This is a genomic window from Candidatus Enterococcus ikei, from assembly GCF_017316105.1.
Classification (GTDB): Bacteria; Bacillota; Bacilli; order Lactobacillales; family Enterococcaceae; genus Enterococcus_L; species Enterococcus_L ikei.
Genome location: NZ_JAFLWD010000015.1, coordinates 116,486 through 128,488 on the forward strand (window position 1 = coordinate 116,486; position 12,003 = coordinate 128,488).

12 protein-coding genes are annotated in these 12,003 nt (G+C 35.2%); all 12 read right to left on the reverse strand.

Features of this window, described 5'->3' with window-relative positions; genetic code table 11:
* Window positions 1-2: 2 nt before the first annotated feature.
* Window positions 3-734: a hypothetical protein gene (locus JZO69_RS07370; RefSeq protein WP_207112246.1), complete on the reverse strand. Its 732-nt coding sequence runs from the start codon at window positions 732-734 to the stop codon at window positions 3-5.
* Window positions 735-1,436: a hypothetical protein gene (locus JZO69_RS07375; RefSeq protein WP_207112247.1), complete on the reverse strand. Its 702-nt coding sequence runs from the start codon at window positions 1,434-1,436 to the stop codon at window positions 735-737. It abuts the gene before it with no gap.
* Window positions 1,433-2,131 (reverse strand): ABC transporter ATP-binding protein, encoded by a 699-nt coding sequence (locus JZO69_RS07380; RefSeq protein ID WP_207112248.1) that lies wholly within the window; start codon window positions 2,129-2,131, stop codon window positions 1,433-1,435. Before JZO69_RS07380 ends, JZO69_RS07375 begins: the two co-directional genes overlap by 4 nt.
* 2 nt (window positions 2,132-2,133) lie before the next feature.
* On the reverse strand, window positions 2,134-2,496 hold the full coding sequence (locus JZO69_RS07385) for a GntR family transcriptional regulator (protein ID WP_207112249.1): 363 nt from the start codon (window positions 2,494-2,496) through the stop codon (window positions 2,134-2,136).
* A gap of 250 nt (window positions 2,497-2,746) precedes the next feature.
* A complete protein-coding gene (locus tag JZO69_RS07390; protein ID WP_207112250.1) occupies window positions 2,747-4,192 on the reverse strand; it encodes a catalase in 1,446 nt (481 codons plus the stop codon).
* A gap of 110 nt (window positions 4,193-4,302) precedes the next feature.
* Window positions 4,303-5,355, reverse strand: a complete 1,053-nt coding sequence (locus tag JZO69_RS07395; protein ID WP_207112251.1) for a lysylphosphatidylglycerol synthase transmembrane domain-containing protein — start codon at window positions 5,353-5,355, stop codon at window positions 4,303-4,305.
* A 30-nt stretch (window positions 5,356-5,385) separates the two neighbouring features.
* A complete protein-coding gene (locus tag JZO69_RS07400) occupies window positions 5,386-5,664 on the reverse strand; it encodes a DUF1294 domain-containing protein (protein WP_207112252.1) in 279 nt (92 codons plus the stop codon).
* A gap of 56 nt (window positions 5,665-5,720) precedes the next feature.
* Window positions 5,721-6,623: a diacylglycerol/lipid kinase family protein gene (locus JZO69_RS07405; RefSeq protein WP_207112287.1), complete on the reverse strand. Its 903-nt coding sequence runs from the start codon at window positions 6,621-6,623 to the stop codon at window positions 5,721-5,723.
* 134 nt (window positions 6,624-6,757) lie between these two features.
* Complete coding sequence (gene pepT / locus JZO69_RS07410; RefSeq protein ID WP_207112288.1) at window positions 6,758-7,987, reverse strand: peptidase T; 1,230 nt, start codon at window positions 7,985-7,987, stop codon at window positions 6,758-6,760.
* A 22-nt stretch (window positions 7,988-8,009) separates the two neighbouring features.
* Window positions 8,010-9,128 carry a Nif3-like dinuclear metal center hexameric protein gene (locus JZO69_RS07415; RefSeq protein ID WP_207112253.1) on the reverse strand — a complete coding sequence of 373 codons (1,119 nt, stop codon included), beginning with the start codon at window positions 9,126-9,128 and terminating at the stop codon, window positions 8,010-8,012.
* The gene (locus tag JZO69_RS07420) at window positions 9,118-9,828 is read right to left on the reverse strand and encodes a tRNA (adenine(22)-N(1))-methyltransferase (protein ID WP_207112254.1); all 711 of its coding nucleotides are present in this window, start codon (window positions 9,826-9,828) and stop codon (window positions 9,118-9,120) included. Before JZO69_RS07420 ends, JZO69_RS07415 begins: the two co-directional genes overlap by 11 nt.
* A 184-nt stretch (window positions 9,829-10,012) precedes the next feature.
* Window positions 10,013-11,917: an endonuclease MutS2 gene (locus tag JZO69_RS07425; protein ID WP_207112255.1), complete on the reverse strand. Its 1,905-nt coding sequence runs from the start codon at window positions 11,915-11,917 to the stop codon at window positions 10,013-10,015.
* Window positions 11,918-12,003 lie beyond the last annotated feature (86 nt).

Below are 12,003 nucleotides of genomic sequence, written 5' to 3' on the forward strand. Positions count from 1 at the left end.
ATTTACCTTCTTTCTGCTTCGATATATTTTTTCAAAATGAAAATACTAGCCACGCTACTTATCACAAGTAAAAATCCATCAAAAATTAGATCTTCTAAATACAACGGAACATATCCTACAGTGATTTTAAACTGATGACTCTCAATGAATGCAATTTTTTTGTACCCGTTTAGTAGTTGATCGCTGATTACTACTTCTGCCACAAACAAGATTAGAAAAAGTACATATTTTGATACTCTTTGCAATCTGATTGGCGCATTCATGCTAATCAAACTACTTAATAAATAAACCAACTGAACATAGATTGATGTTGAAAAGAAAAAGTAGCTAGCAATCAAAAGATGTTTCCAATACTCTTGAAAATTCGCCATATCTACTTGTTTATCCAAAAGAAAAACCAGCCCGACAAGACACAAATAGTAACAAGTCATAAAGAGTGTGGTCGTAATCCAGCTAAACAGAATATTACTGAAATAAAATTTAGCTTCACTAATTGGTAACAAGCGATACTGACTTTTTTTCCAAACTTTGATTTGCCGATACATTTCATAAATAAAATGAGCAAACAAGAAGAAAAATACCATAATTAAAACAAATTGAGAAATCCCTTGAAAATGTATTTGTTGAAATCCTAAATTATACACCATAAACCCACTGAGAATTAGAAACGAACAACCACTAAACAGCCATAATAAACGGCTCTCTTTCCTATATTCATTCCATAACAGCCACATTTATTTATCCCCCGCTTCCACAAACCGATTGATCACCCAGATGCTTAGGTTAAAATAAAGACAAGCGGTTACTACTTGTAAAATTACACGAAAATAGATTTCTTGCTTCATACCAAAAGTATCTATCACAAATCCTTTTATAATGCCCAGATCAAATCCCGAAAAACGATCCATTAAAATCATAAAGAGTACGAATAATGCTATCTCCGAAATCCAACGAAATCTCTTTTGAATAAATTGCTTACTCGCAGAGTATATACAAACTAAAAATTGTACCACTAAAAATAAAACAACTACATCAACAATAGCAGCGACACCATCGATCCAAGATATACTTATATCCAGCGGTATATTAATTATTGTATAATTTATCAGCACTCCAATAATCGCATTTCCTATAAAAAAACTAAAACCTACGATTGTACTGAAAATCACATTACAAAAATACAATTTTCTTGTACTAATTGGCAGTAATCGATAATCGGTATCTCGAAAAAATTGATAAATACGATTTGATTCTAGTACAAAAAAGAGCAGAAAAAAAATCATAATTGAAAAAGATAAAAATGCCGCACTGAAATCAGCCGATTGCTGCTTTACGTTGTATACATTTATAAACCCTAGTAAGATTGTCAAAATCCAAGTAACGCTATAAACTAAAATAAGTGTCTTTGAAAAAAATAATCGAAATAGCTTGATCATATCTCATACACCTCACGATACAAGTCTTCTAAATCCTTGTGTTTGACTTCTTTGATCGTTTCCAATGATTCATGAAGAATGATCTGTCCATCGCGTAAAAATAATACTTCATCAATAATCGTTTCAATTTCCCTTAATTGATGTGTAGTGATGATAATCGTACTTTCCTCGTCAAACCACTGCAACAATGATTGAATGATCTTTTCTCTTGATAATAAATCTACTCCGCTCAATGGTTCATCTAATAAATATAATTTTGCTCTTCTAGCCAAAGTCATACTCAAAGCAAATTTTTCAGCATTTCCTTTTGATAAGTTTCCTAGTTTTTCTGACTCACTCAAATTCATAAAACGCAATAATTCGTATGCTCTTCGTTTATCAAAATCTGAATAAAAGCGCGCATAAAATGAGATGACTTCTTCTAATTGCTGATTCGGTTGAAAATTATTTTGATCTTCTAGGTAGGCCACAAATGATTTTGTTTTTGTCCCAACGACGCTCCCATCAATCAAAATCTGCCCTTTCCAATTTAAAGCTAAACCGGAAAGTAGACGCATGATCGTTGTTTTTCCAGAACCATTTTCGCCGATCAACGCAATGATTTTCCCAGATGAAACAGAAAAACTCAACTCATTAAAAATTTGCTTCATTCCTTTGCGGTAACTCAATTGTTCGACCTTCACTAAATCTGCCATTATTACTTCTCCCTTTCGATATACACTTCCAGCAAATCCTTTGCTTCTTCTTGTGACCAACCGAAATTTTTCATTTCAGCTAAAAAATTTTCGATTACTTGGCCAACTACTTGATTTTGTAAGTCGCTGATTTTTTCAATATCTTCTGTTACGAAGCGTCCCAATCCACGTTTAGAAAATAAAATATCTTCACGTTCCAATTCTTGTAAAGCTCGTTGAACAGTATTTGGATTTGTGGCTAATTCGACCGCCATCTCTCTTACAGCTTTAACTTTTTCTCCTGGCTCAAGCTTTCCAGAAACAATTTGCTGAATGATAAAGTCCATAATTTGTAAATAAATCGGCCGATCTGTATGGAAATCCATGACTTTACCTCCAATTGATTTTAACCTTCACTAGTGTTCTAGTTAAATAGTACACTAGTTGTAAAAAAAGTTCAATATATTTTTGATCTAAGGAGGATGTAAATTAAAAGCGTATAAAATCAGCAGACTTGATTTTATACGCTCTTACTTTGCATAACTAAGACTATTGCTTTAATTGTTTGATAAAAAAACAATTTATAGAGTCGAGTCGTTGTATTCTATTTTATTGGTGACCGGTTTAAACTATTTTTTACTGCTGGATTTCTTCTATTGGAATGTTCAAAGCCTTAGCAACTCTTGAACCATATTCTTGATCCGCTTGATAAAATTGTTTGATTTCTAAAACCTGAATTTCTCGATTATCAACCTGACCTAAGTTGTTCTTAATAGTTTGGACTAAGCGTTCTTTTTCATCTTCTGGAATCAAACGGTACAGATCGCCTGCTTGAGAATAGTGATCTGGACCATATTCATAAGTTCCCGCCTGCCCTTCTATATCGAATGGTGTAATCGCTGCAGACTCATCCTGTACTGGTCCATCTTGACTATTTGGTTCATAATTAACTGCTCCACCTGGATTATTTCCTTGCATGAAACCATCTCGTTCATAATTATTGACTTCATTGATTGGTTTATTGACAGGTAATTGATCGTAATTCACACCTAAACGATAGCGCGCCGCATCTTTATAGGCGAATAATCTTCCTTGTAGTAACTTGTCAGGTGATACTTCGATTCCTGGCACCAAGTTAGCAGGTGAAAAAGCAATTTCTTCCACATCTGTAAAATAGTTTTGTGGGTTTTCATTCAATGTCATTTTGCCAACTTCGATCAACGGATAATCCTTTTGTGAAACAACTTTAGTTACATCAAATAAATCATATTTATAGTTCAAGCCTTCTTCATATGGAATGATTTGCACACAAAGTGTCCATGAAGGAAAATCACCTTTTTCAATCGCTTGAAATAATTCATCTGTTAGATATTCTGTATTTTCAGAAGCAATCTGAGCAGCAACATCATCTGTTAGATTTTTTACACCTTGGTTTGTTCTAAAATGATACTTCACCCAAAAAACTTCTCCTTGATTATTGACCCATTTAAACGTGTGGCTGCCGTAACCATGCATCGTACGATAACTTGCAGGGATACCTCGATCAGCCATTAAAATCGTGACTTGATGAACAGATTCTGGTGAACGGGACCAAAAATCCCATTGCATATAAGGATCTCGTAAATGTGTTTTGGGATCACGCTTTTGAGAATGGATAAAATCAGGAAATTTTAACGGATCATTAACAAAAAATACGGGTGTATTATTACCGACAATATCATAATTTCCTTCTTCTGTATAAAACTTGACTGCAAACCCTCTAACATCGCGGTACGTATCGATGTAACCCGATTCACCAGCTACTTGAGAAAAACGAATCGCTACTCTCGTCTTTTTTCCTACGCCATTAAAAAGTTCAGCTTTTGTATAGTGGCTCATGTCATTAGTCAGCTCAAACTCGCCAAAAGCACCAGCTCCTTTAGCATGAACTACTCTTTCTGGAATTCTTTCGCGGTTAAAATGAGCTAATTTTTCCAAAAGATGAACATCTTGAATCAATACTGGTCCTCTTTTACCAGCTGTTTGCGAATGTTGATTATTGGCTACGGGTTGTCCTTCACTTGTGGTCATTTTTTTACTCATATTTTCACCTTCCCATAAATATATTCTTTACAAATCAATAGTAACTCTAATAAAGTGATTATTCAAATAAAAAAGAACCCAACGAAACGATATACGTTTCGTTCGGCTCTTTAATGCTTCTCATCCATCACTTCTTTTTTCTCTTCCCTAACAGCATGAAGTCCTGATTTTATCTCTCGTCTCTTTTGAATCAAGACATAAATAAACCCAATCAGAAATGGCAAAACGAAGCTGCCAAAGCGGTACAATAATAAAGATGATACTGCATCAACTGTTCCTACTAAAGGTTTAAACAGTAATAAATAAACAAATTCAAACGGTCCAATTCCTGCAGGTGTCGGAAAAACACCTGATAAAATCACTGAAAAACTGGTAAACGAAAGAACCAAAAGGAAGTCGATATTTGGATGATTTTCAACCAAGACCACATAAGGAATCACATACCAAAAAAGTAACTTCGCAACATTCCAGCCAAAAATCCGAATCATCGCTGAACGGTCTTTGGTAATCGTTTGAACCGTTTCTCTTAAAGAATAGATTTGCAAATTGCATTTATCTACCCAATCCCGTAATTTTTTTCGCTTAAAGTGCTTATTTGTCCAGCTTATTAAAAGCACTTGAAGATTGATACTACTTGAAAGAATCAATAGTGAAAAAATCAGCACAAACGTCAAGCCGACCCCGACTAAAATAAAAGGAATCATTTTTGGTGAACGCTCATAAAATAAAGAAAACTGGAAAATCAAACCTAATGTAGATAAAAAAATAACTGCAACTTTATACATGATCATATGCAGAGCTGTTACACCAACACCTTGAGAAACTGCCAGTCCTTTTTTCTTATAAAAATAAATTTCAGAAAGCAACGTACCTGTTCCAAAAGAAATCACACGATAAAAGGCAACATAACAAGAGGTGAAAAAACCATCTTTAGTCGTGAAATCTTTTTGAAAGTACGAGGCAATTTCTTTGATGGAACGCCCTTCAACGATTTGATAAACAACACCTAACAAAACGACAAGAGCAGCAACGATCCAGCTTGTTTTCATTAATTGAGCAAATATATCGCTAAGTGAATTATCCATCACATAGATGATCACACCGATAAAAATCGCTAACAAGCCAATATTTAGGAAAACTTTTGTTTTAGAATTGCTTTTCATGGTTTCTCCCCACTAAATTTGTCTTCATTCTTATTTTTTATAGCTAAAATAAAGAATTGCAATAGCTACAAGTGTACCAAAAATAAAGGAAAAATAAAAGCGTAATTTTCTTGTTTTGTGATGAAACAGTTGCTGAGAAAGTAAACCGCCGATTCCTCCACCGATCAAGCCAACAAGTAACAAATCAAATTCAGGTATACGCCATTTTTTACGTTTAGCCCGTTGTTTATCAATATACATTGCAAAAAATTCAACAACATTTATTATGAGTAAATATACCCATGGTAAATGTTTCAATAAATCTGCCATTCATTTCCCTCCAACCCTCATCCTCTTAATAAGGTACTTTGCAATAAAAATCAAATCTAAGATTTTGGAACAAAAACAGTCAAACCATGCTTAACAACGTTCATTTGAATCGGTAAATCCTCACTTGGGTCTCCATCAACACGTGTCCCAACTTTTTTTTCGTTCAAGCTTTTGATATCTATCTCAGCTGCCGTTATATACTTGATATCAGGAAGTTCATAGATTTTTCCTGCAATAATTTTCGGTAGATAAAAAGCCAATTTGAAAAAGTTTAATTTTGGTAAGATCGTTAAATGAAACAAACCATCATCTGGAGATGCTGAATCATCAAAATTCGTATACCCACCAACCGAATTCGTCATGGTCACAGTCACTAACTGTGTCTTTCCTTGCCACTGCTCTTTTTCTGTTTTAATTTCTAAACGATAACGTTTTTTCTTAGCGAGCAATTTGAAAAAGTTTTTCACAAAAATAAGTTTACCGTATTTTTGTTTATCTTCTTGACTGATCCGAGCCGCTGTATCTGCTAAAATACCGATCGTCATTGTACTAACGATCACTTTTTCGTTAATCATACCATAATCGATTTTTCTAGTAGCTCCGCCCAGAATGATATCGGCTGCCGCTTCAAATTTCATTGGAATTTCTAAAACTCTAGCCATGTTATTAACCGTTCCACCAGGCAGTAAACCAACTTTTAGATGCGGTAACTCTTCTTTGAAATCTTCTACATTATGATTGATCGTGCCATCTCCACCAATAAAAATCAGCGTATCGATATTTTCAGTCTTCGCCTTTTCAACTGTTTTTTTACTATCATAATCTGGGCCAACTTGTTCTAATAGAAAATGGGTAGTTGTTTGTCCATGATCTTTTGCATACTCTACAAACTGTTCTGCTAATTCTTTGCCTTTGTCTTTACCCGATGTTTCATTAAAAAGAATCATTACATTTTCCATTGTCATCACGTTTCCTTCCAATTTAAAACTGAACATGCTTATCTAGCTTTGACAGAAAAACAGGAAGTAAGTCACTACCTGTAACGTTACTCCCTCTTTTTGAATTTTAGTGCTATTATCAATAGTTACAAACTTTATTTAGCGTTAGATTCCGCAATTTTCACGATTACATCAGTCGCTTTTTCCATTGCTTGTAATGAAACGAATTCAAAGCGTCCATGCATATTTTCGCCACCAGCAAAAATATTTGGCGTTGGAATACCTAGATAAGAAATCTTAGAACCATCTGTTCCGCCACGGACAGGCTCAATCAAAGGTTCAATATCAAGCTCGATCATCGCATTTTTAGCTAATTCAATAATGCTCATATCTTTTTCGATTACTTCACCCATATTATAATATTGATCAAATAAATCGATTTGAACACGTTCTTGGTCAAATGGTTGATTGATGATTTCTTGAATTTTAAGAATCAAGGCTTTACGCGCTTCAAATTTTTCACGATCATGATCACGGATGATATACGTCATTTTTGCTTCTTCTGGTGTTCCTTCCATTTGTGCTAAGTGGAAGAATCCTTCGTAACCATCGGTTTTTTCAGGTACTTCATTTTGCGGTAATTGATTTTGAAAATCGATTGCCAACTGTAATGCATTGATCATTGTATTTTTCGCTGTTCCAGGATGAACATTTTTCCCTTGGATCGTTACTTCTGCTTGAGCTGCGTTGAATGTTTCATATTGTAATTCTCCGACTGGACCGCCATCCATTGTATAAGCAAAATCTACGTTGAATTGCTCTACGTCAAATTTATCTGCACCAACACCAATTTCTTCATCTGGTCCAAAAGCCACACGAATCGTTCCATGTTTGATTGATGGATCTTTGATCAAGATTTCCATAGCCGTCATGATTTCAGCGATTCCTGACTTATCGTCTGCACCTAAAAGCGTTGTACCATCTGTTGTAATCAATGTTTGATTCGCATAATTTTTTAGGTTAGGAAAATCTGTTGTGTTTAGAGTGAATTTTCCTTCGCTATCTAATTTGATCGTTGACTCGCCATCATAATTTTCAATAATTTGTGGATTCACATCGACAGCGTTGAAATCTGCCGTATCCATATGAGCGATAAAGCCGATTGAACGAACTTCTTTATCTATATTGCTTGGTAACGTCGCAATCACAAAACCATTTGTTTCATTATATACTACATCACTCATCCCAATTTCTTCTAATTCTTTTTTCAAAGTTTTGGCAAAAGCAACTTGTGTTTGCGTTGAAGGTGTTGTTTCACTTTTTGGATTCGAGCGCGTTTCTGTTTTTACATAGCGTAAAAAACGTGGTAATAAATTTTCATACATCATTTAGGTCCTTCTTTCTACTTTATTTAAATTTGAATGGATTCGTATTTACCTCTGATTCAATAAATGTTATATCCCAATTATAGTCTTTTTTCCATTGATTGAATAGTTCAACCAACTTTGGTTTACATAATTGTTCGATATAATGTCCCGGATCAATCACAGACAAACCTTCTGTCAACATATCATGTCCAGTGTGATAATAAACATCTCCTGTGATGTAAACGTCAGCTTGTTTTTTGATTGCATCTGGGTAAAACTTTTCACCGCTGCCACCGCAAATAGCAACACGCTGGATCATTTTTGTTTCGTCTTCTGCTACGATTCGCAAGCCATCTAAAGCAAATTTTTCTTTGATGATAGTTACAAAATCTTTTAGCGGCAAAGCTTTTACTAAATTTCCAATACGTCCTAACCCGTAATCTTTAGTGATGTTTTCTATTTGATAAACATCATACGCTGGTTCTTCGTATGGATGAGCCGTCAACATTGCTTGAATCACATTTGCTTGGATCGTTTCTGGGAAAATAACTTCGATTTTAGCCTCTTGAACAGATTCTTCTTCACCGATCGTTCCAATAGCTGGGTTAGCACCAGCAGCTGGCGTAAATCGGCCAGTCCCAATCAAAGAGTAGCTTGTATTTGTATAATCACCTTGCATGCCGGCACCTGCTTGTCCAAGAACTTTACGCATATTGACTGCATCATCGATCGGTACAAAAACAGCTAATTTCTTGTAAGAAATTGTATGTGTTTTTGTTAAGTAAGTCGTATCGTTGATCTCTAGCAATTCACAAAACCAGTCATTTAAGCCGTTATCAATAATATCCATATTCGTATGTGCTGCAAAAACGGCAATATCATGTTTCAATAAATCAGCATACATTTTTGTCTGAAAATTATCCGTATCCAAACGCTTTACTGCTCTAAAAATAGGCGGATGTTTAGCAATGATCAGGTCAACCTTTTTTTCGATTGCTTCAGCGACAACTTCTGGTCGAACATCCAATGTAACTAAAACTCGATTTAACTTTTTATTCAGTGTCCCGATATGTAACCCTACAGGATCTCCAGCTTCGGCTAGCCATTGAGGACAGTATGTTTCAAAACGTTCAATAAATACGTTCCCATCAAGACTCATTTGACAAGACCTCCTGAATTTCAGTGATTTCTTTTTCAATTTGTTGGATTCTTGCTTGTTGATCACCAGCGGCTTTGGCTAGTTGAGCTAAAATCGTTTCACGTTGTTTTAATTCACCTTGCCACTTTTTTTGAAAAATAGGTGATTGTTTTTTTAGTAAAATAGGACCAAAAAGGCGTTCTTTTTCTGAATAAGCCACTCTCATTTTTTCTCTAGCAGCCACGATGATTTCGTAAATCTTATTATTTTCTTCTAAAATATCTTCTTCAAGAATCGTATAGCCATGTTCTGTCAACCAATCACGCAACGGTTTTTCACCAATATTTGGTTGTAAAACTAAGCGTTCGTTTCCTTGAAGACGCTGATTACGCCAGCCCGCATCCAAAATATCCCGAATCAAAACGCCGCCCATACCGCAAATAGTTACTGCATTAACGTTATCTGATGCTTCTACAGCATCTAATCCGTTAGCTAAGCGAACAACGATTTGTTCAGTCAACCCATTTTTTCTAACTTGTTTTTTGGCAGCTTCAAAAGGTCCGTTGACCACTTCACCAGCTACCGCAAACTCAATTTTATTTTGTAAAACTAACGCTACAGGTAAATAGGCATGATCGGAACCGATATCTGCTACACGGCTTCTTTCAGGGACTAATTCACCCACACGTTTTAAACGTTCTGATAATTGATTTTCATTCATTCGATATATTCCTCCATGGTTATTATACCATTGAAAAAAGGGCTTGAAAACTTTGAAAGAAGGAAATTATTGACAATGTTTTCCATTTATAAAATAAACAACTAACCAAAATGCAGAACAATCATCCGTCCATTTCTGACGATTGTTCTGCTTACTTCTTGCGTCCGACTACAATAACGATCACTTAATCGTCTCTTTTTGCCTGTCTTTCTTGCATTTCTTTTCTTAATTTTTTGTGCGCTTTTTTTGACCCTCTTTCAAGATCTCTATTCCTCTTGCGGTCATGATAATGTTCAAATAAAGAATCTAGATCATAATTTGGCGGATATAGCTCTTTGGCGCTACAATCTAATTTCAATTGCCGTTTATGAACCGTTATTTTTTCGTTGTCCACGTAAATTATCACATCATCTGTCATTTCTATGGACTCATATACCAAACCAATTTTCTTTTTTTCTGTCCAAAATACACAGTCACCTTTTTCATAATTTGGAAAAACCGTTTGTTCTTTTTGTTTTCTGACCTTTTGCAGTGAGTCTGCTTTTTTAGTTGAATAGTTGCGGTCATGTAAATAGTTTTGCGCCAGCTTAACCACTTGTTTGTCCAAGTTCATCTTATTGGCAATCCAAAACGCATTACTCTCACCAGTTTCGCCTAAAATCAATTGATATTTTGGCATGAGGTTTTCTGAATCAAACGCCATTGCTGCGGTTAGAAAATCTTCATGTTGTTCGGAAAATCGTTTGATTTCACCGTAGTGAGTCGTTGTAATAAGGATGCTTCCTTTTTTATAAAAAGCTTCCATGATCGCAATTGCTAAAGCCGCTCCTTCGTTTGGCTCTGTCCCGCTACCAATTTCATCTAATAAAATCAAACTGTTTTGCTTGGTTTTAGCAAGGATTTCAGAAATATTTTGCATATGACCAGAAAAAGTACTTAATGCATTTTCGATACTTTGCTGATCACCGATATCAACGAAAATCTGATCAAAAATAGCAACGTTTGTGCCAGAGTCAGCGATAATTTGTACACCAATCATCGTTTGCAAGGAAATCAATCCGACGGTTTTCAGTACGACTGTTTTTCCTCCAGCATTCGGTCCAGTAATCGTCAAACCGCGGTATTCTTTTCCTAATGACACATTCAAAGGAACTGCTTCTTTACCCAGAAGGGTATGCTTTACGTTCACAAATTGAATGATTCCCTCTTGATTGATTTCAGGTTCGATACCGTTGATCTCTCTGCTGTATTTCGCTTTGGCAAAGATCATGTCATATTGCGCGATTACTTCTATATTTGAGTGAATTGCTATCATTTGTTCCGCAATCAAACCAGTCAATGTCGATAAAATTTGATAAACTTCTGCTACTTCTTCCATTTTCAGCTGATATAATTTATCATTCAACTTCGTTATCGTTGCCGGCTCAATAAAAACAGTCGTTCCTTTAGATGATGCATCCACAACCGTTCCTGAAATTTGGTTTTTGTACGTTGCTTTGATCGGTACTGTGAAACGATCATTTTTCTTCACAATGATTGCTTCTTGAATTTTAGGTTTATTTTGCGTATTTCTAAGAAATGATTGGAGTTTCATTTCAATTTCTTTTTCGCATTCTTGAATGGCTCTACGAATTTTACGTAACTCTCGGCTAGCATCATTTTCCACTTGATTGTTACGAATTACATGATAGATTTCGTCCTCAATAGTTGAAAATAGTTGTAGCGATTCGCTGTATCTAGCTAAAAGTGGTGCAATAAAGTGATTTTTTTGCATAAAACTTTGGATCAATCGGCAGCTTCTAAGAAAATCTGCATAGCTGACTAACTCACTTGGTTCTAAAATAAAGCCTTTTTCCACTTGACTCGTCAGATGTTCAATGTTGTTTAAGCCCATAAATGGAACATGCAGATTGGCCATAAGCAACGCTTTTGCTTCTGAAGTTTCTTGCAGGCGTTTTTTGACTACCTCTATGCGACTACTTGGTTCTAATACTTGGATTCTTGCTTTTCCGTAAGAACTAATTGCATAGGTCATCAATTTTTCTTTAATTGTATTGAATTGGGTTTTATTATACGTTTCTTGATTCATGTTGTATCTCCTTCTTTTTTCAGAGATACCTATCTTCTTTTGAATAGGTCAAAGAGTTTCCTTTTCTGCTTGTGATCCATTTTATT